20 protein-coding genes and 1 pseudogene are annotated in these 23,761 nt (G+C 65.9%); 6 read left to right on the plus strand and 15 right to left on the minus strand.

Annotation, left to right across the window (positions count from 1 at the left end; genetic code table 11):
- Positions 1-282: 282 nt before the first annotated feature.
- The 3 genes from holA to leuS all read right to left on the minus strand — a co-directional run bounded on the left by holA (position 283) and on the right by leuS (position 4,673).
- Positions 283-1,320 carry a DNA polymerase III subunit delta gene (gene holA / locus HNP46_RS32835; protein WP_184597567.1) on the minus strand — a complete coding sequence of 346 codons (1,038 nt, stop codon included), beginning with the start codon at positions 1,318-1,320 and terminating at the stop codon, positions 283-285.
- 36 nt (positions 1,321-1,356) lie between these two features.
- Positions 1,357-1,971 carry an LPS assembly lipoprotein LptE gene (lptE, locus tag HNP46_RS32840; RefSeq protein WP_184597569.1) on the minus strand — a complete coding sequence of 205 codons (615 nt, stop codon included), beginning with the start codon at positions 1,969-1,971 and terminating at the stop codon, positions 1,357-1,359.
- Positions 1,972-2,051: 80 nt separating this feature from the next.
- On the minus strand, positions 2,052-4,673 hold the full coding sequence (leuS, locus tag HNP46_RS32845; protein ID WP_184597571.1) for a leucine--tRNA ligase: 2,622 nt from the start codon (positions 4,671-4,673) through the stop codon (positions 2,052-2,054).
- Positions 4,674-4,908: 235 nt separating this feature from the next.
- On the opposite strand from leuS, the gene HNP46_RS32850 reads away from it, so the two are divergent.
- Positions 4,909-5,340, plus strand: a complete 432-nt coding sequence (locus HNP46_RS32850; RefSeq protein WP_184597573.1) for a hypothetical protein — start codon at positions 4,909-4,911, stop codon at positions 5,338-5,340.
- A 46-nt stretch (positions 5,341-5,386) separates the two neighbouring features.
- On the plus strand, positions 5,387-6,154 hold the full coding sequence (locus HNP46_RS32855; RefSeq protein ID WP_184597575.1) for a YdcF family protein: 768 nt from the start codon (positions 5,387-5,389) through the stop codon (positions 6,152-6,154).
- Between the two features lie 106 nt (positions 6,155-6,260).
- On the opposite strand, the gene lnt is transcribed toward HNP46_RS32855, so the two are convergent.
- From lnt to HNP46_RS32885, 6 genes and pseudogenes are all read right to left on the minus strand, one after another.
- Positions 6,261-7,793: an apolipoprotein N-acyltransferase gene (lnt, locus tag HNP46_RS32860; RefSeq protein WP_184597577.1), complete on the minus strand. Its 1,533-nt coding sequence runs from the start codon at positions 7,791-7,793 to the stop codon at positions 6,261-6,263.
- A 207-nt stretch (positions 7,794-8,000) separates the two neighbouring features.
- A complete protein-coding gene (locus HNP46_RS32865) occupies positions 8,001-8,840 on the minus strand; it encodes an HlyC/CorC family transporter (protein ID WP_184597579.1) in 840 nt (279 codons plus the stop codon).
- A pseudogene (gene ybeY / locus HNP46_RS32870) lies at positions 8,841-9,322 on the minus strand (rRNA maturation RNase YbeY); the annotation flags it as partial.
- Positions 9,315-10,316 carry a PhoH family protein gene (locus HNP46_RS32875; protein ID WP_184597583.1) on the minus strand — a complete coding sequence of 334 codons (1,002 nt, stop codon included), beginning with the start codon at positions 10,314-10,316 and terminating at the stop codon, positions 9,315-9,317. The pseudogene ybeY and the gene HNP46_RS32875, both read right to left, overlap by 8 nt.
- Before the next feature lie 125 nt (positions 10,317-10,441).
- Complete coding sequence (miaB, locus tag HNP46_RS32880; RefSeq protein ID WP_184597585.1) at positions 10,442-11,779, minus strand: tRNA (N6-isopentenyl adenosine(37)-C2)-methylthiotransferase MiaB; 1,338 nt, start codon at positions 11,777-11,779, stop codon at positions 10,442-10,444.
- A 70-nt stretch (positions 11,780-11,849) separates the two neighbouring features.
- Complete coding sequence (locus HNP46_RS32885; protein WP_184597587.1) at positions 11,850-12,650, minus strand: hypothetical protein; 801 nt, start codon at positions 12,648-12,650, stop codon at positions 11,850-11,852.
- A gap of 116 nt (positions 12,651-12,766) precedes the next feature.
- On the opposite strand from HNP46_RS32885, the gene HNP46_RS32890 reads away from it, so the two are divergent.
- The gene (locus HNP46_RS32890) at positions 12,767-13,099 is read left to right on the plus strand and encodes a DUF1820 family protein (protein ID WP_184597589.1); all 333 of its coding nucleotides are present in this window, start codon (positions 12,767-12,769) and stop codon (positions 13,097-13,099) included.
- Between the two features lie 103 nt (positions 13,100-13,202).
- Here HNP46_RS32890 and HNP46_RS32895 read toward each other — a convergent pair whose 3' ends face one another.
- The 4 genes from HNP46_RS32895 to HNP46_RS32910 all read right to left on the minus strand — a co-directional run bounded on the left by HNP46_RS32895 (position 13,203) and on the right by HNP46_RS32910 (position 16,774).
- Entirely contained in the window at positions 13,203-13,745 is a 543-nt protein-coding gene (locus tag HNP46_RS32895; protein WP_184597591.1) for a tetratricopeptide repeat protein, read from the minus strand.
- Positions 13,746-13,971: 226 nt separating this feature from the next.
- Positions 13,972-15,258, minus strand: a complete 1,287-nt coding sequence (gene hemL / locus HNP46_RS32900; protein ID WP_184597593.1) for a glutamate-1-semialdehyde 2,1-aminomutase — start codon at positions 15,256-15,258, stop codon at positions 13,972-13,974.
- A 42-nt stretch (positions 15,259-15,300) separates the two neighbouring features.
- Positions 15,301-15,933, minus strand: a complete 633-nt coding sequence (gene thiE / locus HNP46_RS32905) for a thiamine phosphate synthase (RefSeq protein WP_184597595.1) — start codon at positions 15,931-15,933, stop codon at positions 15,301-15,303.
- Between the two features lie 43 nt (positions 15,934-15,976).
- Entirely contained in the window at positions 15,977-16,774 is a 798-nt protein-coding gene (locus HNP46_RS32910; protein WP_184597597.1) for a hydroxymethylpyrimidine/phosphomethylpyrimidine kinase, read from the minus strand.
- Between the two features lie 208 nt (positions 16,775-16,982).
- Here HNP46_RS32910 and HNP46_RS32915 point away from each other — a divergent pair, with 208 nt between their 5' ends.
- Entirely contained in the window at positions 16,983-19,376 is a 2,394-nt protein-coding gene (locus HNP46_RS32915) for a hybrid sensor histidine kinase/response regulator (RefSeq protein WP_184597599.1), read from the plus strand.
- 357 nt (positions 19,377-19,733) lie between these two features.
- Here the strand turns inward: HNP46_RS32915 and HNP46_RS32920 are convergent, their stop codons facing one another.
- Together HNP46_RS32920 and HNP46_RS32925 are read right to left on the minus strand one after the other, a co-directional pair.
- Positions 19,734-20,753: a branched-chain amino acid aminotransferase gene (locus HNP46_RS32920; RefSeq protein ID WP_184597601.1), complete on the minus strand. Its 1,020-nt coding sequence runs from the start codon at positions 20,751-20,753 to the stop codon at positions 19,734-19,736.
- A gap of 375 nt (positions 20,754-21,128) precedes the next feature.
- Complete coding sequence (locus HNP46_RS32925) at positions 21,129-21,944, minus strand: IclR family transcriptional regulator (protein ID WP_184597604.1); 816 nt, start codon at positions 21,942-21,944, stop codon at positions 21,129-21,131.
- A 141-nt stretch (positions 21,945-22,085) separates the two neighbouring features.
- Here HNP46_RS32925 and HNP46_RS32930 point away from each other — a divergent pair, with 141 nt between their 5' ends.
- Together HNP46_RS32930 and HNP46_RS32935 are read left to right on the plus strand one after the other, a co-directional pair.
- On the plus strand, positions 22,086-22,472 hold the full coding sequence (locus tag HNP46_RS32930; protein ID WP_184597612.1) for a Zn-ribbon domain-containing OB-fold protein: 387 nt from the start codon (positions 22,086-22,088) through the stop codon (positions 22,470-22,472).
- Between the two features lie 13 nt (positions 22,473-22,485).
- A complete protein-coding gene (locus HNP46_RS32935) occupies positions 22,486-23,637 on the plus strand; it encodes a thiolase (RefSeq protein WP_184597614.1) in 1,152 nt (383 codons plus the stop codon).
- Positions 23,638-23,761: the final 124 nt, after the last annotated feature.

Below are 23,761 nucleotides of genomic sequence, written 5' to 3' on the forward strand. Positions count from 1 at the left end.
TGGGCGGGGGAAGTCTCCTACCGTCTGGCTTGCAGAAGCGGACTTTGTCCCTCCACCCCCGACAGGTTCCTACCCTAACGCCATACAAGCGGACTTCGTCCGCGATAGGTTCGCATCGCGCCGGAGGCCATCGCGGACAGAGTCCGCTCCTACGCAATCGGCTGGTCCCGCGATCAATTTGTAGTTTCGTAGGGCGGATAGCGCGCCAGCGTTATCCGCCGCGCAGTTGCTGGCGGAGAACCTGTTCCAGGTTATGCGCCCTACAGAGCCTGCCGGTAAGCGTCAGGCGGCGGGCAGGTTGATGCGCTGGCCGGCGACCAGCAGGGCGAGGCGGGCGAGGCTGGCCCAGACGTTGCCGGCGGCCTGGCCCTTGATCTGCGCGTCGATCAGTTGGGCGTCCTGCAGCATCTGGTTCCAGCGCGGCGCGGTATGGCGCTGCAAAGCCTTGCTCATCAGTGGGCGGCGCTTGTCCCAGATCGGCGGGCGGGCCTGGCTGAATGCCTTGTCCAGCGGCACGCCCTGGCTGAACTGCTGGGCGAGGTTGGCCAGGACGCGGATTTCCCGGGCCAGGGCCCAGAGGATCACCGGCGGCTCCACGCCTTCGCCGCGCAGGCCTTCGAGCATGCGCAGGCAGTGGGCGGCTTCGCCATTGAGGGCGGCATCGATCAGGCCGAAGACGTCGAAGCGCGCGCTGTCAGCCACGGCGGCCTGCACGGTGTCGGCGTCGACCTGCTGGCCTTCGGCGAGCAGCTTGAGCTTTTCGATTTCCTGGGCGGCGGCCAGCAGGTTGCCTTCGACGCGGGCGGCAATCAGGTCCACCGCTTCCTGGCTGGCGGCCAGTCCGGCCTGGGACAGGCGCTGGCGAATCCACTGCGGCAGCTGGTGCGCGTCGATCGGCCAGATCTGGATGAACTGGGCGACGTCGCCGTCGATCAGGGCCTTGGCCCATTTGGTCTTCTGCGTGCTGCCGTCGAGCTTGGGCAGGTTGACCAGCAGGACGGTGTCTTCCGGCGGGCGCTGCAGGTATTCCTGGAGGATCGCCGCGCCCTTGTCGCCGGGCTTGCCCGAGGGCAGGCGCAGCTCGATCAGGCGCTTTTCGGCGAACAGCGAGAGGCTGGCGCCGGCTTCGAGCAACTGGCCCCAGTCGAAATTGGCTTCGGCATTGAACACCTGGCGCTCACCGAAATCGCGCTGGCGACAGGCGGTGCGAATGGCGTCGCAGGCTTCCTGGCAGAGCAGTGGCTCGTCGCCGCTGACCACGTAGACGGGCGCGAGATTGCCTTGCAGGTGCTTGGCGAGTTGTCCGGGATTGAGCTTCATGATGAAGAAGGGGCCGGTGTTGCCGGCCCCTGTCTCTTATTGCGCTTTCGGGAATTCGATCGGCGATTGCTGCGGCTGAGACTTGGCTGCCTCGTCCGCGGCCTTCATCGCATCGGCTTCTGCCTTGGCCTTGGCTTGTGCCTTGGCTTCCAGCTCGTCGAGTTGGGCCGGGGTGATCAGTTGCAGGCGAGTGGCCATCTGCTGAACCAGATCGCGGCGCATTTCGTTGCGGATCTGCTGGGCTTCCTGGTCGGAGCCGATCAGGTTGTTCTCGTCCTGTACATAGACCTTGCGCACCTGGACCTGGTTGGCGAGCAGCAGCAGGTTGTCGGTGCCGCGGATCTCGTAGCTCAGGGTGTTGGTCAATTCGTTTTCCGCGCTGCGGGCGGAGCTGGTGTAGCTGACGCTGCGCTGGGTCACGTCCTCGCGAGCGAGGATCAGGTGGTAGGGCGCGCGGGAGACGACTTTCACGCCACTGCCTTCAAGTACCTGCTTGAGCTGAGTGACGGTTTCGCCGTAGGCATTGCGCGCGCTCACGTCGATTTCCTTCAGCGCAAAGTGCGTATCGCCCATGCCGCGCAGTTGGAAACCGCAGGCGGTCAGTACGCTGGCCAGGCCGATCAGCGCGAGGCTGGTCAGAATACGTTTCATCAAGCTTCCCTCACTCCTGTTGATCCACTGTGCCCGTGGCGAAGGTGCCACGGGCGAATAGGTCTTTTCCAGCGTTGTTTTCAGTTGGCGACGATGTTGACCAGCTTGCCCGGGACCACGATCACCTTGCGGATGGTCAGGCCGTCGGTGAAGCGCAGCACGTTCTCGTTGGCGCGGGCGGCCGCTTCGACGTCCTCGCGGCTGGCGCTGGCGGGCATTTCGATGTGGCCGCGCAGCTTGCCGTTGACCTGTACCACCAGTTGCAGGCTGTCCTGCACCAGGGCGGCTTCGTCGACCTGCGGCCAGCTGGCGTCGATGACGGCGCCGTCCTTGCCCAGCTCTTCCCAGACCACGTGGCAGATGTGCGGGGTGATCGGGGCGAGCAGCAGGGTGACGGTTTCGAGGCCTTCCTGCAGCAGGCTGCGGTCGGCGGCGGATTCGGCCGGGGCCTTCTCCAGCACGTTCATCAGGGTCATCACGGCGGCGATGGCGGTGTTGAACTTGTGGTGCTGGCCGACATCCTGGCTGGCCTGGCGGATGGCCAGGTGGATGGCGCGGTGAACGGCCTTCTGTGCATCGTCCAGCGCGGACTTGTCCACGGCGCCGGCGGGGCCTGCGTTGACGTGGGCCTGGGCCAGACGCCAGACGCGGCGCAGGAAGCGGTTGGCGCCTTCGATACCGGAGTCGGACCATTCGCAGCTCATGTCCGGCGGCGAGGCGAACATCATGAACAGGCGGCAGGTGTCGGCGCCGTAGGCGTCGATCATGGCCTGCGGGTCCACGCCGTTGTTCTTGGACTTGGACATCTTCTCGGTACCGCCGATTTCCACCGGCAGGCCGTCGGTCTTCAGGCGCGCGCCGATGACCTTGGCCTTGGCATCACGCTCGACTTCGACGTCGGCGGGGTTGAACCATTCCTTGCCACCGTTGGCGGCGACACGGTAGTAGGTCTCGGCGACCACCATGCCCTGGGTCAGCAGGTTCTTGAACGGCTCGTCGGAGTCGATCAGGCCTTCGTCGCGCATCAGCTTGTGGAAGAAGCGCGCGTAGAGCAGGTGGAGGATGGCGTGCTCGATGCCGCCGATGTACTGGTCGACCGGCAGCCAGTAGTTGGCGGCCTTCTTGTCCAGCATGCCGTCTTCGAACTGCGGGCAGGCGTAGCGGGCGAAGTACCAGGACGATTCGACGAAGGTGTCCATGGTGTCGGTTTCGCGCTTGGCCGGCTGGCCGCATGTCGGGCAGCTGCACTCGTAGAACGACGGCAGCTTGGCCAGGGGCGAACCGGCGCCGTCCGGCACCACGTCTTCGGGCAGGACCACTGGCAGCTGGTCGGCCGGGACCGGCACGTCGCCGCAGGTGTCGCAGTGGATGATCGGGATCGGGCAGCCCCAGTAGCGCTGGCGGCTGATGCCCCAGTCGCGCAGGCGGAACTGCGTGCGCTGCTGGCCGAGTTCCTTGGCGGCGAGGTCGGCGCCGATGGCGTCGAACGCAGCCTGGTAGCCCAGACCATCGTACTTGCCGGAGTTGACGGTGATGACGGAGTCGTCCTTCAGGCCGTACCACTCTTTCCAGGTGCCGGCTTCGAAGTCGTTGTCGCCTTCTACCTTGGCAATGACCTGGACGATGGGCAGGCCGTACTTGTTGGAGAACTCGAAATCGCGCTCGTCGTGACCCGGCACAGCCATCACGGCGCCTTCGCCGTAGGTCATCAGGACGTAGTTGGCGATCCACACTGGCAGCTTGTCGCCGGTCAGCGGGTGTTCGACGAACAGGGAAGTGGCGACGCCTTTCTTCTCCTGGGTGGCGATGTCGGCTTCGGCGACGCCGCCGCGCTTGCACTCGTCGATGAACGCCTGCAGGGAACCATCGCGCTCGGCGGCCAGGGTGGCCAGCGGATGCTCGGCGGCCACGGCGACGTAGGTGGCGCCCATCAGGGTGTCCGGACGGGTGGTGAAGACCTTCAGCTGGCCGGCTGCGCCGATGGAAGCCTGGTCATAGGGGAAGGCGATCTCCATGCCGCGGGACTTGCCGATCCAGTTGCGCTGCATGGTCTTGACCTGCTCGGGCCAGCCTGGCAGGTCGTCGAGGCTGGACAGCAGCTCTTCGGCGTAGGCGGTGATCTTGAAGTAGTACATCGGGATTTCGCGCTTCTCGATCAGCGCGCCCGAACGCCAGCCACGGCCGTCGATGACCTGCTCGTTGGCCAGTACGGTCTGGTCGGCCGGGTCCCAGTTCACGGTACCGTTCTTGCGGTAGATCACGCCTTTCTCGAACAGGCGGGTGAACAGCCACTGTTCCCAGCGGTAGTAGTCCGGCTTGCAGGTGGTGACTTCGCGGGACCAGTCGATGGCCAGGCCCAGGCTGTTGAGCTGGGACTTCATGTAGGCGATGTTGTCGTAGGTCCAGGCTGCGGGTGCGACGTTGTTCTTCATCGCGGCGTTTTCCGCCGGCATGCCGAAGGCGTCCCAGCCCATCGGCTGCAGGACGTTCTTGCCCTGCATGCGGTGGTAGCGGCTGATCACGTCACCGATGGTGTAATTGCGCACGTGCCCCATGTGTAGCTTGCCGCTCGGATACGGGAACATCGACAGGCAGTAGAACTTCTCCTTGCCGGCGACTTCGTCGACGCGGAAGGAGTTGTGTTCGTTCCAGAAGTTCTGGGCCTGGGATTCGATCTCGAGAGGCTGGTATTGCTCGTGCATGGCGCGATTTGAACCTGTACGGAGGATAATTGTGCGGCCGGGGAGGTCGAGGGGCCCTCCGCTTCGCCAACCCCTGAGAAGACACGGGCCGGGCGGCTACAGAAAGCCTTGTAGCATACATGACCCCACCCCCAGCCGGTAGCCCGCGCCGTTTGTCGCACGCTCGGTCCGGGCGGAAGCGGGCCGCTAAGCTTTGCCTGAAGGCGGGAGGTTTCCGCCTGTCTTGAGGTGACTGATGGCTGAGCTGCATCGCGCAAGTGCTTCGGGTTCCGGTCTGTATGAACGGTTGTTGCAACGGCTCGCACTGGCCCTGGATGAGGCCGATACCGCAGAGCGCTTGCGTGACGAATGCCCGGTAGAGCTGGAGTTGCGCGGTTTGAGCAGTGCGGAGATGGCGCTGATCCGCGCCTATCTGGATCAGGATGTGAACTGGCTGCGCGGCTGGCACGCCGCCGCCGAGGAACTGGCGTTGCTGGAGCGCTCGCCCAATCGCGCGCCGCGCCCTGCGCGTCATCCGGTGCCACCCAGTCGGCCGCGCCTGGTGTCGCGTCCGCAGCAGCTGCAATGCGCATTGTGCGGAGCGCCGGTGGCCTGGAGTCGTCACCAGGGCGTGCTGCCCTGCAATTCCTGCGGCTCGCAGCTGTTCCGCAACGCCAAAGCACGCTGACAACCCCTCGATCCGTTAGGCTTGGCGCCTCGACAAGGAGTCGCCAATGCCCATCCGCTTCATCCTCAAACAGTTCTTCATGCCGCCGGGGCTGCTGCTCCTGCTGCTGTTCCTGGGTTTCGTACTGCGCCGGCGCTACCCGCGCTTTTCTTCCCTCTGCTTCCTGTCCGGTTTCCTCGGGCTGCTGTTGATGAGCCTGCCGGTCACCGTGGAGTGGGGGGCGCGCCAACTGGAGCGGCAGCAGGAGCCGCTGCGGCAGACCGAGTGGGCCGCGCTGGCGCAGCGCGCTGATGCCATCGTGGTGCTGGGCGCCGGTCGGGTGCGCGGCGACCGTGCCTGGGACGAGGACCAGCCCGGCCTGATGGCCCGCGAGCGCATCCGCTACGCTGCCCGGCTGGCCAAGGCCAGTGGATTGCCGGTGCTGACTTCCGGCGGGCTTCACTACGGCACGCCACCTTCGGAAGCGCGGATCATGGCGCAGAGCCTGCAGGACGATTACGGCGTGCCGGTGCGCTGGGAGGAAGGACGCAGCCGCACCACTTGGGAGAATGCGCAGTTCAGCGCGCAGATGCTGCACGAGGCTGGCATCCGGCGGGTGGTGCTGGTCACCAGCGCCATCCACATGCCGCGCTCGGTCTGGAGCTTCGAGAAGGCCGGCTTTGAGGTGGTGCCGGCGCCCGCGGGTTATATCGGCACGGATGACGCCGTGCCCCTGGGCGGCTGGCTGCCCGAGGGGCGGGCGATCTGGCAGAGCGGGCAGTTGCTTAACGAGGCGATCGGGTTGGTGGGGTATCGGTTGTTCTATCGCCAGTGATGGCTTCCGGCGCGATGCGGGCCTATCGCGGACGGAGCCCGCTCCTACGGGGACGCCGGCATCCCGAATGAAAAAGGGCCTCGCGATGAGGCCCTTTTCGTGGGGATCAGCCGAATAGCCGGCGCTCTTCCGGGTGCGTGCGGCGGCGTACCAGGGCCCAGACCATCAGCACGGCGCTGAGAATCGCCAGCGGCCAGATGCGCCACTTCAGGTAGGGCGTCAGGCCCTGCATCGGCACCACTTCGCCATGCAGAACGCCCTGCTGGAACTGCGGAATCTGCACCGAAAGCTTGCCGAACGGGTCGATCAGCGCGGTGACGCCATTGTTGGTGCCGCGCACCATCCAGCGTCCGGCTTCGAGGGCGCGCATCTGCGCCATCTGCAGGTGCTGCAGGGGGCCGATGGACTTGCCGAACCAGGTGTCGTTGCTGATGGTGAGCAGCAGTTGGCTCTGCGCCGCCAGTTCGGCGGCGAACTCCGGGTAGACCACTTCGTAGCAGATGAACGGCGCCACGCTGTAGCCCTTGGCCTTGAGCAGCGGCTGGTCGGCCGGGCCGCGGGCGAAGTCGGACATGGGCAGGTCGAAGAAGGCGATCAGGCCGCGCAGTACTTCCTGCAGCGGCACGTACTCGCCGAAGGGCACCAGCTTCTGCTTCAGGTAGTTGCCGCTACCTTCACCGACCACGGTGATGCCGTTGTAGTAGCGCACGCCGTCGGCAGTCCTTTCGCGCACCGGCACGCCGGTGATCAGCGCGGCCTTCTTGGCGCTGGCGACGCCGTTGATCATTTCCAGGTAGCCGGCGGCCTGGTCCTTGAGTACCGGCACGGCGGTCTCGGGCCAGACGATCAGGTCGAAGCCGTTCTGTTCGGCGGTCAGATCGCGGTATAGCTCCAGCTGGTGGGTGATGGCCTTGGGGTCCCACTTCATTTCCTGGGCGATGTTGCCCTGGATGGCTGCGACCTTCAGCGGCGCACCGGCCGGGCTGGTCCAGGCGTGGCCCTGGTAGAACAGGCCGACGGCCCAGGGTGCGATCAGCAGGAGCAGCCCCGCCACCAGGCGGCCCGGACGGCGGGTCAGCGCCGGGAGGTTGATGATCAGCGCGGCGGAAAGAGCGATGCCGAACGACACCAGCCAGACGCCGCCCAGTGGGGCGAGGCCGGCCAGCGGGCCTTCCAGCTGGCTGTAGCCGGCGTAGAGCCAGGGGAAGCCGGTGAGGAACCAGCTGCGGAACAGCTCCAGCACCACCCACAGGGCGGCGAACGCCAGGGCGTCGCTGACCGGGGCGTTGTTGCGACGCAGGAAGCGCGCCCAGACCCAAGCCGGCAGGCCGAAGAAGAACGCCACGCCGGCGCTGAAGCCGATCACCAGGAAGGCGGCCAGGGGCCCGGAGGCGCCGCCGAAGTCGTGGATGCTGAAGTAGATCCAGCTGGTGCCGGCGATGAAGGCGCCGAAGCCGTACCACCAGCCGCGCCACAGCGCCGAGCGCGGGGTCGTGCCGCGCAGGCCGAGGTAGAACAGGGCCAGCGACAACACCGCCAGCGGCCAGTAGCCGAACGGGGCCAGGGCCAGCGGGGTGAGCGCGCCAGCGGCCAGGGCGAGCAAATGGCCTGGCAGGCCGGGGCGGGTGATCCAGCGCATCGGGAATCCTTGTGGCGGTTAAGCGATGCGCAAGAGTAATGGAGAGACGAACGGTAGGCTATGGGGATGCAAGCCAAAAGCCATGGGCCGACTGCGGCAGGGTGTTGCAGGAAAGGCTGAGAATGTTTGTAGGAGCGAGCTTGCTCGCGAATGGCCGCCGTAGCGGCTTTGGTTCGCGAGCAAGCTCGCTCCTACAGGTGCTGGCCGTTAGTCCTGTAAGGGCGTGAGGCGCAGCAGGTGCAGGCGGCGGCTGTCCGCATTCAGCACGCGGAAGCGGTAGCCACCCAGCTCGGTGGTCTCGTTGCGCTTGGGCAGGTGGCCGAAGGCACTCATCACCACACCGCCGACGGTATCGAATTCCTCGTCGGAGAACTCCGCGCCGAAGAAGTCGTTGAAGGCTTCCACCGGGGTCAGCGCCTTGACGATGAAGTCGCCGCTGGGCAGCGGCTTGATGTAGCTGTCCTCCTCGACGTCGTGCTCGTCCTCGATGTCGCCGACGATCTGCTCCAGCACGTCCTCGATGGTCACAAGCCCAGCCACGCCGCCGTACTCGTCGATGACGATGGCCATGTGGTTGCGGTTGGCGCGGAACTCGCGCAGCAGTACGTTCAGGCGCTTGGACTCCGGCACGAAGGTGGCCGGGCGCAGCAGGTCCTTGATGTTGAAGGCCTGGCTCGGGTCCTGGAGGATCAGCGGCAGCAGGTCCTTGGCCAGCAGGACGCCCATGATGTCGTCCAGGCTCTCGCCGATCACCGGGTAGCGCGAGTGCGCCGCTTCGATGATGGCGGGGAGGAAGTCGGCAGGCTTCTGCGTCGACTTGATGGAAATCATCTGCGATCGCGGAATCATGATGTCACGGACCTGGAGGTCCGCCACCTGGATCGCGCCTTCGACGATCGACAACGCTTCGCTGTCCAGCAGCTTGTTGTCGTGGGCTTCGCGCAGCAGCTCAAGCAGCTCCTGGCGGTTTCTCGGCTCATGGGCAAAAGCCTGGGTGATCTTGTCCAACCACGACTTGTGCCCATTGCTCGATCGGTCTTCGCTCATTTTTTCCTTGCTCGGTGGCTTTATTCTTCGTCGGCCGCATACGGGTCCGGGTGACCCAGTTCAGCCAGCAATTCGCGTTCCAGGCTTTCCATTTCCTCGGCCTCGACGTCGTCGATGTGATCGTAGCCGAGCAGATGGAGGCAGCCATGGATGACCAGGTGGGCCCAGTGGGCCTCGGCGGACTTGCCCTGATCGGCAGCCTCGCGGGTCACCACGGCAGCGCAGATCACCAGGTCGCCGAGCAGCGGGATGTCCAGCAGCTCGTCGGGAACGTCGGCGGGGAAGGACAGTACGTTGGTGGCGTAGTCCTTGTGTCGCCAGGTCTTGTTCAGTTCGCGCCCTTCGACTTCGTCCACCAGGCGGATGGTCAGTTCAGAATCATTCTGTCGCTGGCGCAGCGCCAGTTCGCACCACTGGCGAAACTGCGCTTCGCTTGGCAGGCCGGTTGCTTGGCAAGCGACCTGCAGGTCCAGTTCAAGCATTTTTCTTGTCCTGGCCGTCTACGCCGGTCAGGCGATTCTCGTAGGCGTCGTAGGCATCGACGATGCGCTGCACCAGCGGGTGGCGCACGACGTCCTTGGACTTGAAGTGGGTGAAGCTGATGCCGGGGACATCGCGCAGCACTTCCATCACGTGCTTGAGGCCCGAGCGGGTGCCCTTGGGCAGGTCGACCTGGGTGACGTCGCCGGTGATCACCGCGGTGGAGCCGAAGCCGATCCGGGTGAGGAACATCTTCATCTGTTCCATCGTGGTGTTCTGGCTTTCGTCGAGGATGATGAAGCTGTTGCTCAGCGTGCGGCCGCGCATGTAGGCCAGCGGCGCGACTTCGATCACCTGGCGCTCGATCAGCTTGGCCACGGTCTCGAAGCCGAGCATCTCGTACAGCGCGTCGTACAGCGGGCGCAGGTAGGGGTCGATCTTCTGCGACAGGTCGCCGGGCAGGAAGCCGAGCTTCTCGCCGGCTTCCACCGCCGGACGCACCAACAGGATGCGGCGGATCTGCTCGCGCTCCAGGGCGTCCACCGCGCAGGCCACGGCGAGGTAGGTCTTGCCGGTGCCGGCCGGGCCGATGCCGAAGTTGATGTCGTGGTCGAGGATCGCCTTCACGTAGCGCTGCTGGTTGGCGCCGCGCGGGCGGATGTGCGCCTGGCGGGTCTTGAGCGTGATCTGCGGGATGACAGGCTCGACGGCGAGTTCTTCCAGGCCGGACTCCTGCAGGAACAGGTGGACCAGGTCAGGGGTCATCTCGGTGCCGTTCTGCACTTCGCGGTAGAGGCGCTGCAGGAGGTTCTCGGCCGCCTGGGTGCGCTCGGGGGCACCCACCAGTTCGAACTGGTTGCCGCGATTGCGGATCTCGATGCCGAGGCGCTTCTCGATCTGGTGCAGGTGTTCGTCGAACTGGCCGCACAGGTTGGCGAAGCTGCGGGCCTCGAAGGGCTCGAGCAGGAAACGATGGATATCCAGGGGGGCGTTCAAGGTGTTGTCTAAGTCGCCGTGCTTCAAAGGGAGATGGTCGAAGGATAACCCCAGCCGACCGAGTACGAAAGTTCAGTCGCCGCCGGGGTATTCAACGGTCGTTGGTCAGTGATGTGTTTCAACGGTCAGTGACGGGTTTCCACGAGGGTGGCGCGCAGGGAATTGGGCAGCGCCTCGTAGATTTCCACGTCGACGAACTGGCCGATCAGGCGCGGGTTGTCGCAGCGGAAGTTGACCACCCGGTTGTTCTCGGTGCGGCCCTGCAGCTGGCCGGGGTCGCGCTTGGCGTAGTCGGTGACGAGGATGCGCTGGATGCTGCCAACCATCCGTCGGCTGATCTCGAAGCCCTGCTGGTTGAGGCGGCTGTTGAGGATCAGCAGGCGCTGCTTCTTCACTTCGTCCGGGGTGTCGTCCACCAGGTCGGCGGCCGGAGTGCCCGGGCGCGAGCTGTAGATGAAGGAGAAGGAGTAGTCGAAGCCGACGTCCTCCACCAGCTTCAGGGTCTGCTCGAAGTCCTTCTCGGTCTCGCCGGGGAAGCCGATGATGAAGTCCGAGCTGATGCAGATGTCCGGCACCGCGGCCTTCAGCTTGCGGATGCGCGACTTGAATTCCAGCGCGGTGTGGTTGCGCTTCATGGCGGCGAGGATGCGGTCGGAACCGGCCTGCACCGGCAGGTGGACGAACTTCACCAGCTGCGGCACTTCGGCGTGGGCGGCGATCAGCGAGTCGGAGAACTCCAGCGGGTGCGAGGTGGTGTAGCGGATGCGCTCGATGCCATCGACCTCGGCCACCACGCGGATCAGCTCGGCGAAGTCGGCGATTCGGCCGTCATGGGTCTGACCACGGTAGCCGTTGACGTTCTGGCCCAGCAGGGTGACTTCCTGCACGCCGTTCTCGGCGAGGTGGATCACCTCTGCCAGCACGTCGTCGAACGGGCGGCTGACTTCCTCGCCGCGGGTATAGGGCACCACGCAGAAGGTGCAGTACTTGCTGCAGCCTTCCATCACCGAGACGAAGGCCGTGGGGCCGTCGACGCGCGGCTCGGGCAGGCGGTCGAACTTCTCGATCTCCGGGAAGGACACGTCCACCTGCGGTTTGCGGGTGGTGCGGGCGGCGTCGATCATCTCCGGCAGGCGGTGCAGGGTCTGCGGGCCGAACACCACGTCGACATAGGGCGCGCGATCGCGGATCGCCGCGCCTTCCTGGCTGGCCACGCAGCCACCGACGCCGATGATCAGGTTCGGGTTCTGCTGCTTGAGGGTGCGCCAGGCGCCCAGTTCGGAGAACACCTTCTCCTGGGCCTTCTCGCGGATCGAGCAGGTGTTGAGCAGGATGACGTCGGCCTCTTCGGCCTTCTCGGTGATTTCCAGGGCCTGGTGCTCACCCAGCAGATCGGCCATGCGCGAGCTGTCGTACTCGTTCATCTGGCAACCGTGGGTCTGGATGAAAAGCTTCTTGGCCATGGAACCTGTCTTGAGCTGGTTAAAAAATGACCGCGTATTATAAGGCCCGACAGACCTGTCTGCTACCGCGTCAATAGACGAGGGAGAAGTCTTCCAGCGGTTTGAGCTCGCTGCCGTTGAGCTCGTAGGTCGCATCCAGTAGGTCATAGGCGCTGCCGCCGAAGCAGTCGCGCCCCTCACCCTGCAAGCGCAGTAGCGGCTTTCCGTCGGCCTGGGCGACGCGGATCGAGTGGATCTTGCAGCAAAGCGACGCGTCGCCCAGGGGCGAGCGGTTGTCGCTGGCGACCAGGTGCAACCGACGCAGTCGCTTGCTGCCTTGCCACTCCTCCAGGCTTGGGCAGGCGCCTGACGTGTCAGTCGTGGCCGGCAGCAGCGCCATACAGGTGCCCTGTGCTGTCAGCGCACCGGCCAGCGCACCCGGGATCGAAGTCTGGCAGGTCGTCTGCGTGAAGTTCGCCAGGCGCTTTTCATGGGCTTCTTCGCAAAGGCGCTGGTTGATCTCCAGCGCGCGGGCAAGCCTGGCATCCTCCGGGAAGACAGCGTTCACGTCGGATGAGCTGCGCGGGTTGTTGATCAGCGGCTGCAATTGCTTGCGGCAATCCTGCTCCCTGCCGGCTTTCAGGTAGGCCAGTGCAAGGTCGCTGCGCAGCCAGTACCAGTTGCGGTCAGGTTTGCTTGAGCATTGGGATTGCCTGTCCCTGACGGCTTCCAGGCGCACAATCGCTTCGCTGTAGTCCTTTCGGGCGAACAGGTCATTCACCAGGGGGCGAGCCAGTGCGGCCGCTGAGCAATCCGGCGCAGCGGAGGCGATGAGCGGGCAGAGGGCGATCAGCAGGGCGGCGGAGCAACGAGCAGAAGAATAGATGGGCATGGCGCGTCCTTGGCAAATGCCCGCTGATTGTAGTGGTATCGACCTGCCGGCGCATGGCTGGCCGCCCGCATGTGCTATGCTGCGTGCCCTTTTTGCAAAGCTGTCATCCTTCGTTCATGAGCAAGCGCGAGAACCCGATCTACAAGGTGGTCTTCCTCAACCAGGGCCAGGTGTACGAGATGTACGCCAAGCAGATCTACCAGAGCGATCTGTGGGGTTTCCTGGAGATCGAGGAGTTCGTCTTCGGCGAGCGCACCCAGGTGGTGGTCGACCCCAGCGAGGAGAAGCTCAAGGCGCAGTTCGATGGCGTCATCCGCAGCTTCGTGCCGCTGCACTCGATCATCCGCATCGACGAAGTGGAGCGCCTGGGCACCGCGAAGATCAGCGAGGCCAAGCCCAGTGGCAATGTGATGCCGTTCCCCATGCCGATGCCGGACAAGAGCAGCTGAAAGCGACAAGCTTCAAGCGGCAAGCTAGAGCATGATCGCTTGAGGCTTGAGGCTTGAGGCTTGAGGCTTGAGGCTTGAGGCTTGAGGCTGTGGCCTCCGGCCGCTACGGCAGCGGCGAGAACGGCGTGTTGCCGGCGGTCTGCAGTTCGATCAGGTAGTTGCGGAAGATCTGTCCGAGCACCTTGGTGGCGATGTCCAGTTCGTCCTTGTTCATCTGCTCGGCGACCAGGTCGGCGCTGTCCATGGCGTCTTCGGCGCCGTTGACCGCGGCCATCTTCAGCACGATGTAGGCCTGCACGTTGTTGGCCTTCACGCCTTCGCCGCGGAAGAACATGGTGCCCAGGCGCAGCTGCGCGTCGGCGTGGCCTTGCAGCGAGGCTTTCTCGTACCAGTGCAGGGCGGCCTGGAAGTCGCGCGGGGCGCGTTCGCCGGTGTAGAAGAATTCCCCCAGTTCGAACTGTGCCTGGGCGTCGCCGCTGTTGGCGGCCTGCTGGCAGCTGGCCAGGGCCTGTTGCAGCTGTTCGGGCACGGTGTTCAAGGTGCAGCGTCCGGTGGCTGGAATCAGCAGCGAGTTGCCGCCCGCCTGAGTGAACAGGGGCAGTGCGAGCAACAGGCAACCCAGCAGGGTGCGACCGGAACGGTACATGGGGAGAAACGGCCTCCAGGATCGGGGCGGGTAAAACCCGGCCAGCGAAATGCGCCAGCCTTCACATTATGAAATAAGCAGGCGCTTCCTTACAAAGTCTTTACCTTCTTTTCTATTCTTTCGTCAGAAGGCGATGACAGCGGTAGCTCCACGTAAAGTACGAATAAAGCGCGGAAAGTGCCAGCGCAGAGCGGAAGGCGCCCGCTCGGGCGCCTTCGCGAGGGGCTTACTTGAGCGCGGCGAACGCGCGCTCGGCGGCGTCCAGGGTCAGCTTCAGCTCGGTTTCGCCGTGGGCGATGGAGGTGAAACCGGCCTCGAAGGCGCTCGGTGCCAGGTAAACGCCAGCGTCCAGCATCAGGTGGAAGAAGCGCTTGAAACGCTCCGCATCGCTGGTCATCACGTCGTCGAAGGTGACGATGGCAGGGCTGTCGGTGAAGTACAGGCCGAACATCGCGGCACCCGCCTGGGTGGTCACGAAGGGGATGCCGGCGGCGTCGGCGCGCTCCTGCAGGCCCTGCAGCATGCGGGTGGTGTAGGTGGTCAGCTCGTCGTGGAAGCCGGCGCGGCTGATCAGGCGCAGCGTGGTCAGGCCGGCGGCCATGGCCAGCGGGTTGCCCGACAGGGTGCCGGCCTGGTAGACCGGGCCCAGCGGGGAAATCTGCTCCATGATTTCGCGCTTGCCGCCGAAGGCGCCCACCGGCATGCCGCCGCCGATGATCTTGCCGAAGGTCGACAGGTCCGGGGTGATGCCGTAGTGCGCCTGGGCGCCGCCCAGGGCGACGCGGAAGCCGGTCATCACTTCGTCGAAGATCAGCACCACGCCATGCTTGTCGCACAGGCTGCGCAGGCCTTCGAGGAAGCCCGGCGCCGGCGGGACGCAGTTCATGTTGCCGGCGACCGGCTCGACGATGATGCAGGCCACGTCCTTGCCGACTTCGGCCAGGGTCTTCTCGACGGCGGCGATGTCGTTGTAGGGCAGGGTCAGGGTGTGCTTGGCGAAGGCCGCCGGCACGCCCGGGGAGTTCGGTACGCCGAAGGTCAGGGCGCCGGAGCCGGCTTTCACCAGCAGGCTGTCGGAGTGGCCGTGGTAGCAGCCTTCGAACTTGATGATGCTGTCGCGGCCGGTGTAGCCACGGGCCAGGCGGATGGCGCTCATGGTGGCTTCGGTGCCGGAGCTGACCATGCGCACCATGTCCATCGACGGCACCAGGGAGCAGACCAGGTCGGCCATTTCCACTTCCAGCGCGGTCGGCGCGCCGTAGGACAGGCCGTGGTCGAGCTGCTTGCGCACGGCGTCCAGCACGTCCGGGTGGCTGTGGCCGAGGATCATCGGGCCCCAGGAGCCGACGTAGTCGACGTAGCGCTTGTCATCCTCGTCCACCACGTAGGCGCCTTCGGCGTGCTTGAAGAACAGCGGGGTGCCGCCGACGCTCTTGAACGCGCGCACCGGCGAGTTCACGCCACCGGGGATGTGTTTCTGGGCATTGGCGAAAAGCGTTTCGGAACGGGACATGGTGTACCTCGCGAAGCTGTGAAGGGCCGGGCGCGCGGGCGCTCAGCGGGTTTCGAAGAGTTGACTGAAGGCGCGGGCGCGTTGCTCGACCTCGGCCGCGGAGTCGGCGGCGAACAGCGCGTGGATCACGGCGATCATGTCGGCGCCACGGGCAATCAGCCCCGGCGCGTTGTCCAGGGTCACGCCGCCGATGGCCACGCGCGGCACGTTGGGGAAGCGCTCGCGGGCCTGTTCCAGCAGTTCGACGCTGGCGGACGAGGCGCCGGGTTTGGTCTGGGAGGTGAAGAAGCGGCCGAAGGCGACGTAGCTGGCGCCCTCGGCGATGGCTTTTTCGGCCATTTCGAGGCTGGCGTGGCAGGTGCCGCCGATGACGGCCTGGCGGCCGAGCAGGGCGCGGGCGGCGGCCAGCGAGCCATCGGTCTGCCCCAGGTGCACGCTGACGCCCAGGCGCGCGGCCAGTTCGGCGTCATCGTTGATCAGCAGCGTGGCGCCGTAGCGCGCGCAGAGTTCGCGCAGCGCCTCGGCTTCGCGCAGGCGGCGCGAGGCGTCGTCGGACTTGTCGCGGTACTGCAGCAGTTTCGCCCCGCCCTTGAGGGCGGCTTCGACGTAGGGCAACAGGCGGCCGCCGTCGAGCAGCTGGCTGTCGGTGATGGCGTAGAGTCCGCGCAGTTTCATCACAACCTCGATCTTCGCGCCCGCCGCGACGGGCGCAGGCATGTCAGGAACAGAAGTCCAGCGGCAGGCGGCGCGGTACGTACTGGCCGTGGCCAGGGGCTTCCGCGTCGCGCAGGGTGCGCCAGGTGTAGTCCAGGGCGCTGCGCACCGCGCTCACCAGCTCCTCGCCCAGGGCCAGGCGGCCGGCGAGGGTGCTCGCCAGGGTGCAGCCCGAGCCGTGGTAGCTGCCGGGCAGGCGCTGGCAGGTGAAGGTATGGCGCTGGCCGTCGCGGGTGTACAGGCGATTGTGCACCTGCGACTCGTCGCCGTGGCCGCCGGTGATCAGCAGTGTCTCTATATAAGGCAGCAGCTTCTCGGCGCATTCGTCGGCGCTGCCTTCGGGCAGCTCGGCGAGGATGCGTGCCTCGGGCAGGTTCGGCGTGGCCACCGCAGCGATCGGCAGCAGGCGCTCGCGCATGGCGTAGCCGACGTCGTCCTTGCCCAGCGAGCCGCCGCCACCGGCGCGCAGCACCGGGTCGCAGACCAGCGGGATACCGGGCAGCGACTGCATGATTTCCACCACCGTATCGACCATCTGCACCGAGCCGAGCATGCCCAGCTTGACCGCAGCCACCGGCAGGTCGGCGATCACCGCGTTGGCCTGGGCCAGCACCCACTCGCGGTCGAGCACGCGGAAGTCGGAAACGTTGACGGTATCCTGAACGGTCAGCGCGGTGACGGCGGGCGCCGCGTGGCAGCCTTGGGCGATCAGGGCTTCGATATCGGCCTGCAGGCCGGCACCGCCACTGGGATCGTGGCCGGACAGGCAGAGCACTACGGGACGGGAGGCAGGTGTTTTCATGGCGCGGGAGCTTATCACCAAAATGCGCCGCTGAGCTGACCGAACGGTCCGATTGGCGCCACCCGGCCGGGGCCTGCCCGGATGGTCGAATGCCACGGCGCACAAGGCCTGTGCTAGAGTTCGCCGATTCCAACACAACGCCACCACGGGGCGCCAAAGCGGGAGATGGGGATCTCCGGCGCGGTCGTCGGCGGCACTGCGGGGCACCATGCGGCACTGGCTGATCTTCCTGATCCTTCTCATCCTCTCGCCGGTGGCGAGCGCCATCAGCTTCGACGAGCACGTCGGGCAACTGCCCCTGGGGCAGTCGATGGATGTCTTCGAGGACGTGCGCGGCACCGCCGATATCGCCGAGATCAGCTCGCCGGCGCTGGCCGCCAGCTTCCGCCGCCATGAGCGCGACGTGCTCAATGCCGGCTACTCGCGCTCGGTGTTCTGGCTGCGCCTGGACCTGGACTACCAGCCCAGGGCCTCGAACGACCCGGCCAACTGGCTGCTGGAGCTGGCCTACCCGCCGCTGGACAAGCTCGACCTCTACCTGCCCGACGGCCAGGGCGGCTTCAAGCTGGCCCAGCGCACTGGCGATACGTTGCCGTTCGCCAGCCGGCCGATCCGCCAGAACAACTACCTGTTCGACCTCAAGCTGGAGCCGGGCAAGCCGCTGCGCGTCTACCTGCGCCTGGAAAGCCAGGGCTCGATCCAGGCGCCGCTGACGCTCTGGTCGCCCCAGGCCTACCTGGAGGAACAACCCGGACGCATCTACGTGCTCGGCATCATCTACGGCGTGCTGCTGGTGATGCTGATCTACAACCTGTTCATCTTCCTCAGCGTGCGCGACACCAGCTACCTCTACTACATCCTCTATATCGCCTCGTTCGGCATCTACCAGATCTCGGTCAACGGTGCCGGCATCGAATACTTCTGGCCGGACAATCCCTGGTGGGCGAATGCCTCCACGCCGTTCCTGATCGGTTCGGCCGGTTTGTTCGGCTGCCAGTTCGCCCGCAGCTTCCTGCACACCCGCGAGCACAGCCTGTGGATCGACCGCATCCTGCGCGTGCTGATGGGCGTCGGTGCGCTGGTGATGGTGCTGGCGCTGACCGTCAGCTACGCCATCGCCCTGCGCCTGGCCACCTACCTGGCGCTGGCCTTCACCGTGGTGATCTTCACCGCCGGCATCCTCGCCTGGCTGCGCGGCATGCGCGTGGCGCGCTACTTCATCTTCGCCTGGAGCGCCTTCCTGCTCGGCGGCATCATCAACACGCTGATGGTGCTGGGCCTGCTGCCGAACATCTTCCTGACCATGTACGCCAGCCAGATCGGCTCGGCGCTGGAAGTGGGCCTGCTGTCGCTGGCGCTGGCCGACCGCATCAACGCCATGAAGGAAGAGCGCACGCGCATCCTCCAGGAAACCAGCCGCAAGCTGGAGCAGCTCAACCTCGAGCTGGCCAGCAGCAACCGCCTGAAGGACGAGTTCCTCGCCACCGTCACCCACGAGCTGCGCACGCCCATGAGCGGCGTGATCGGCTCGCTGGAGCTGATGCAGACGGTGCCCATGGACATCGAGCTGACCCAGTACCACAAGACCGCCAGCGGCTCGGCGCGCGACATGATGCGCATGGTCAACGACATCCTCGCGCTGATCGAACTGCAGGCCGGCAAGCTCTATCCGCGCCGCGAGCCGTTCAGCCTGCGCGGACTGTGCGACGGGCTGCGCGCCCAGCACGCGCCGCGCGCCGAGGAGCGTGGCCTGCGCTTCGTCCTGCAGCTGGACGAGGGCCTGCCCGATACCCTCGAAGGTGACGCCGCCAAGCTGGCCCAGGCGCTGAACTACCTGATCGACAACGCCATCAAGTTCACCCATCACGGCGGCGTCAACCTGCGGGTCGGCGGCACGCCGAATGCCGACGGGCTGGCGCTGCGTATCGAGGTGCAGGACAGCGGCATCGGCTTCTCCACACCACCGGACGGTGCGCTGTACCAGCGCTTCTTCCAGCTCGACGGCTCGCTGACCCGCGAATACGGCGGCTTGGGCATCGGCCTGGCGCTGTGCCGCAAGCTGGTGGCGCTGCTGGGTGGCGAACTGGTGCATGAATCCGTGCCGGGGCAGGGCAGCCGCTTCGCCCTGACCCTGCAGGTCGGCCAGCCGGCGCAGGGCATCGCTCCGCCGCCGCGGCGCGCTGGCGGGCAGGCGCTGCGCAGCCCGGACCAGTGCACCGTGCTGGTGGTGGAGGACAACGCCATCAACCAGCTGGTGATCCGCGGCATGCTGCTCAAGCTCGGTTACCGCGTGCGCACTGCCGATAACGGCGCCGAGGCCATCGAGCTGCTGCGCCGGGAAGCCATCGACACGGTGCTGCTGGATTGCCAGATGCCGGTGATGGATGGCTTCGCCACCTGCCGGGCGATCCGCACCCTGCCCGGCTGCGGCGACCTGCCGGTACTGGCCATCACCGCCCACAGCCACAGCGGCGACCGCGAGCGCTGCCTGGCCGCGGGGATGAGCGACTACATGGCCAAGCCGGTGAAGTTCGAGGAGTTGCAGGCTCTGCTGCATGACTGGACGCTTTGCCAGCCGGCTTTGCCGAGCCACGCCGTTTAGCTGGAGTCGTGCGCGGGGGCGAGTCGATCGCGGACGGAGTCCGCTCCTGCGGGGTGGGATAGTCCGCATCTTGCCGTCAGCGCTGTGCTCCCTTTAAGAGCGAGCCATGCCCGCGATCTCGCGCATGGCTTGTGCCGAACTGAACCCGTAGGAGCGGACTCCGTCCACGATGGTTTCCGGCTGATCCGTGCCATGCGGTTCGCGAGCAAGCTCGCTCCTACAGGTATGCTCCGGCGCTGTTCGTAGGAGCGAGCTTGCTCGCGAACCACTCCTGTACCGAAATCACGCCCCGCCAACGAAAAACGCCGCGATCCCTTTCGGTATCGCGGCGTTCTGCGTTTCAGCGAGCAGTCAGGCTCAGACCTTGACGACCCAGCCTTCCGGGCCTTCCACGTCACCCTTCTGGATGCCGGTCAGCTCTTCGTAGAGGCGGCGGGTCACCGGGCCGACGTCTTCGCGGCTGTAGAACACGTGCAGGTTGTCCTGGTACTGGATGCCGCCGATCGGGGTGATCACCGCGGCGGTACCGCAGGCGCCGGCTTCCTTGAAGCGCGCCAGGTCGTCGATCTGCACGTCGCCCTCGACCACTTTCAGGCCCAGGCGCTGTTCGGCCAGTTGCATCAGCGACAGGCGGGTGATGCCCGGCAGCACGGAGCTGGAGCGCGGGGTGACGAACTCGTTGTCGTGGGTGATGGCGAAGAAGTTGGCCGAGCCCACTTCCTCGATGCGGCTGTGGGTGGCCGGGTCGAGGTAGATGCAGTCGGCGAAGCCGTCTTTCTTGGCCTGGGCGCCGGGCATCAGGCTGGCGGCGTAGTTGCCGCCGACCTTGGCGGCGCCGGTGCCGTTGGGCGCGGCACGGTCGTAGGTGGAGATCACGAAGTCATGGGGCTTCATGCCGCCCTTGAAGTAGGCGCCGACCGGGATGCAGAACACCGAGAAGATGAATTCCGGAGCCGGGCGCACGCCGATGTTGTCGCCCACGCCGATCACGAACGGGCGCAGGTACAGCGCGCCGCCGGAGCCGTACGGCGGAATGAAGCGCTCGTTGGCGCGGACCACCTGGCGGCAGGCATCGATGAACTGCTGCTCGGAGACCTGCGGCATCAGCACGCGGGCGCAGCTGCGGGCCATGCGCGCGGCGTTCTGGTCGGGGCGGAACAGGTTGATCGAGCCGTCCTTGCAGCGGTAGGCCTTCAGGCCTTCGAAGCACTGCTGGCCGTAGTGCAGGGCCGAGGAGCCTTCGCTGATGTGCAGGGTGTTGTCTTCGGTCAGCTTGCCGTCGTCCCACAGACCATCGCGCCAGTGGGAGATGTAGCGGAAGTCGGTCTTGATGTAATCGAATCCGAGCGTGCCCCAATCGATGTCTTTCTGTTCCATGGTTGCCTCAATTCAATGGGATTACCTGCGGCGGCCGCGAGCCAGGCAAGGCCGGCGGACATCCGGGCAGAGGGTTTGGCGGGCTCTGGCGGCGGGCTGCCCGAATCGCAAAGGGATTCGGGCGTGGGGCGGGAACGTTGTTCGCCGCGGGATGGTCACCGCCAGGACTCCATCAAGACTTGCCATGATACCGGCGATAGTCGTGGCTGTGGGTGCCGGCCTGCGAATATCCCTGCCATCAGTCGCGTTGCTGGTCGGCTGTGCCGGCCGTCTCGCCGAAGGCATTCCCCGGTTCTGCCAGGGATTGCTCGCTTTCTATAAAGGAAAGATCCATTTATTTGTGAATGACATTTCCTATGCGGAATGAAAATGCCATCACACGGGTTGCTCGGTGTTCCGTTGCGGGAACAGCGAGCGGCTGATGAAGCGGGCGGTTTCGTGCAGGCTCGCGCCGATCTGCTCCAGCTTCTCGCGCTCGTGCTGGGCGCTGATGCCGATGCCGGAGATGACGAAGCGCGGCTGGCGGTCGTGGTCGGTGATGGCGCTGGCGACCATGCTCACGCCGCGGTACAGGTGCTCCTCGTCCACTGCCCAGCCTTGCTCCAGGGCGCGCTGGGCGTCGCTCTGGTATTCCTCGAAGCTGGGTGGGCTCTCCCAGCGCACGCGGGTCAGGCGGCGGCGCAGTTCGTCGTCGGGCAGGTTGCGCAGGCTGGCGATGCAGCGCCCGGCAGCGCCCACCAGTTCTGGCAGGCGCGTGCCGATGGCGACGTTGACATGGGCAATCGGTGGCGCGGACACGGCGATCACGCGGATGTGCGCGTCATCGGTTACCTGCCACAGGGTGATGAGGATGTGGTGGCTGGTGCTCAGGCGCTCCAGCTCCGGCTGGATCAGGTCGGCGTAGCTGCGGCCGATGAAGCTCACCGCCAGCTCCGACAGGCCCAGGCCCAGGCGATAGGTCTTGGTCTCGTTGTCGAACGAGGTCAGCTGTTCGTTGCTCAGTGTGCGCAGGATATTGAAGGTGGTGCTGGGGCTGATGCCGGTGGCGCGGGCGATGGCGGTCGCGCCTTCGGGCCCTTCGGCATTGGCCAGGTGGCGGAGGATCTGGATGGCATTCACCACTGCGCCGACATCCTTGGCGCTGCCGGTGCGTTTGCTGCTGGCTTCGTCGACGGTCTTTTCGTTTTTCATATTCTGTATTCTGATTGACATTCAGTATCGTGAATGTATTCTGTCCCTGCGATGCCTGCAACGGCCTCGGTTCGGCAAATGAGGCAGTGGCGGTATCGCACTTTGCAGCAAAGTCAGAACAAGAACAAAGGAGAAACCTCGATGGTGGATTTCCCCGACCGCAGCATGCCAGGGCCCGAGGCGCAGTACCTTGCCTTCCTCGCCCAGGGGCGTTTCATGTTGCAGCGCAGCGCCTCCACCGGCCAGCACGTGTTCTACCCGCGCACCCAGGTGCCGGGCAGCGGCGAAACGGACCTGGAATGGGTTCCCGCCTGTGGGACGGGCACCCTGTATGCCCTGACCGTCAATCGCAACCGCAGCGGTGACTACAACGTTGCCCTGGTCGACCTCGATGAAGGCGTGCGCATGATGTCGCGCATCGAAGGCCACCTCAGCCTGCCCATCGGTACCCGCGTCAAGGCGCGCATCGCCCAGCTGGACAGCGGCCCGGCCGTGGTCTTCGAGCCCCTGGCGCAGGTGCAGTCATGAAGGAGGTACAGTCATGAGTCAGGTCCTGCGCGGCAAGACCGCCATCGTCGGCATCGGCAGCGCCGGTATCGGCGAAGCCCACGGCTACAGCGCCATGGAACTGCTCGGCCAGGCCTCGCTGAAGGCCATCGCCGACGCCGGGCTGAAGCTCTCGGACATCGACGCGGTGTTCTCGGCCACCAGCTCCCACGCCTTCCCGACCCTCTCGGTCTGCGAATACCTGGGCATCAAGCCGAAGTTCGTCGACGGCACCAACGTCGGCGGCTCCAGTTTCGAACTGCACCTGCTGCAGGCCACCCTGGCCCTGGAAGCCGGCCTGTGCGACGCGGCGCTGATCTGCTACGGCTCCAACCAGCGCACCGCCGGCGGCAAGCTGGTGTCGATGAGCGAGCCGCAGTGGCACGAGACGCCCTACCAGCCGCGCCACCCGATCACCGCCTACGCGTTGGCCGCCAGCCGCCACATGCATCAATACGGCACCACCCGCGAACACCTGGCCGAAGTGGCCGTGGCCGCGCGGGGCTGGGCCAACCTGAACCCCGAGGCCTTCGCCCGTGGTCCGCTGAGCATCGATGACGTGCTCGCCGCACGGATGGTCAGCGACCCGCTGAGCAAGGCCGACTGCTGCCTGGTCACCGACGGCGGCGGCGCCTGCGTGATGGTGCGCGCCGACCGCGCGCGCGACTTGCCCAAGGCGCCGATCTACTTCCTCGGCGCGGCCGGTGCGCAGTGGCACCGCTCCATCGTGTCGATGCCCGACCTCACCGTCACCGCCGCTTCCGAGAGCGGACCCCGCGCCATGCAGATGGCCGGGGTGACGCACGCGGACATCGACCTGGTGATGGTCTACGACGCCTTCACCATCAATACGATCCTGTTCCTCGAAGACCTCGGCTTCTGCCCGAAGGGCGAGGGCGGCCGCTTCGTCCAGGGCGGGCGCATCGCCCCCGGCGGCGAGCTGGCGGTGAACACCAACGGCGGCGGGCTGTCCTGTGTGCATCCGGGCATGTACGGCATGTTCCTGATCATCGAGGCGGTCACCCAGCTGCGTCGCCAGGCTGGTGAACGCCAGTTGAAGAAGGCCGACGTGGCGCTGTTGCACGGCAACGGCGGGACCTTGTCCAGCCAGGTCACGGCGCTGCTCGGCACCCAGTCCGTGCTCTGAGTCCCGTGCGCCGAAATACCGAGCTCTGAAATCCAGGGCTGACGCTCCCGGTGGCTGCTCCCCGCAGCCTGCCGTGGACGCGTTCGCCCTCGCGCCGGCCCGCCAGCGTCCGGCACTCGTCACT

The sequence above is a fragment of the Pseudomonas nitroreducens genome, assembly GCF_014204515.1.
Classification (GTDB): Bacteria; Pseudomonadota; Gammaproteobacteria; order Pseudomonadales; family Pseudomonadaceae; genus Pseudomonas; species Pseudomonas nitritireducens_A.

Excerpts from the sequence above, each read along its gene's own strand:
- lnt (WP_184597577.1), bottom strand. The coding sequence starts at position 7,793 with ATGCGCTGGATCACCCGCCCCGGCCTGCCAGGCCATTTGCTCGCCCTG.
- HNP46_RS32885 (WP_184597587.1), bottom strand. The coding sequence starts at position 12,650 with ATGCCCATCTATTCTTCTGCTCGTTGCTCCGCCGCCCTGCTGATCGCC.
- HNP46_RS32910 (WP_184597597.1), bottom strand. The coding sequence starts at position 16,774 with ATGAAAACACCTGCCTCCCGTCCCGTAGTGCTCTGCCTGTCCGGCCAC.
- HNP46_RS32895 (WP_184597591.1), bottom strand. The coding sequence starts at position 13,745 with ATGTACCGTTCCGGTCGCACCCTGCTGGGTTGCCTGTTGCTCGCACTG.
- hemL (WP_184597593.1), bottom strand. The coding sequence starts at position 15,258 with ATGTCCCGTTCCGAAACGCTTTTCGCCAATGCCCAGAAACACATCCCC.
- HNP46_RS32850 (WP_184597573.1), top strand. The coding sequence starts at position 4,909 with ATGGCTGAGCTGCATCGCGCAAGTGCTTCGGGTTCCGGTCTGTATGAA.
- holA (WP_184597567.1), bottom strand. The coding sequence starts at position 1,320 with ATGAAGCTCAATCCCGGACAACTCGCCAAGCACCTGCAAGGCAATCTC.
- HNP46_RS32915 (WP_184597599.1), top strand. The coding sequence starts at position 16,983 with ATGCGGCACTGGCTGATCTTCCTGATCCTTCTCATCCTCTCGCCGGTG.
- HNP46_RS32930 (WP_184597612.1), top strand. The coding sequence starts at position 22,086 with ATGGTGGATTTCCCCGACCGCAGCATGCCAGGGCCCGAGGCGCAGTAC.
- thiE (WP_184597595.1), bottom strand. The coding sequence starts at position 15,933 with ATGAAACTGCGCGGACTCTACGCCATCACCGACAGCCAGCTGCTCGAC.
- miaB (WP_184597585.1), bottom strand. The coding sequence starts at position 11,779 with ATGGCCAAGAAGCTTTTCATCCAGACCCACGGTTGCCAGATGAACGAG.
- HNP46_RS32865 (WP_184597579.1), bottom strand. The coding sequence starts at position 8,840 with ATGAGCGAAGACCGATCGAGCAATGGGCACAAGTCGTGGTTGGACAAG.
- leuS (WP_184597571.1), bottom strand. The coding sequence starts at position 4,673 with ATGCACGAGCAATACCAGCCTCTCGAGATCGAATCCCAGGCCCAGAAC.
- lptE (WP_184597569.1), bottom strand. The coding sequence starts at position 1,971 with ATGAAACGTATTCTGACCAGCCTCGCGCTGATCGGCCTGGCCAGCGTA.
- HNP46_RS32935 (WP_184597614.1), top strand. The coding sequence starts at position 22,486 with ATGAGTCAGGTCCTGCGCGGCAAGACCGCCATCGTCGGCATCGGCAGC.
- HNP46_RS32855 (WP_184597575.1), top strand. The coding sequence starts at position 5,387 with ATGCCCATCCGCTTCATCCTCAAACAGTTCTTCATGCCGCCGGGGCTG.
- HNP46_RS32890 (WP_184597589.1), top strand. The coding sequence starts at position 12,767 with ATGAGCAAGCGCGAGAACCCGATCTACAAGGTGGTCTTCCTCAACCAG.
- HNP46_RS32920 (WP_184597601.1), bottom strand. The coding sequence starts at position 20,753 with ATGGAACAGAAAGACATCGATTGGGGCACGCTCGGATTCGATTACATC.
- HNP46_RS32925 (WP_184597604.1), bottom strand. The coding sequence starts at position 21,944 with ATGAAAAACGAAAAGACCGTCGACGAAGCCAGCAGCAAACGCACCGGC.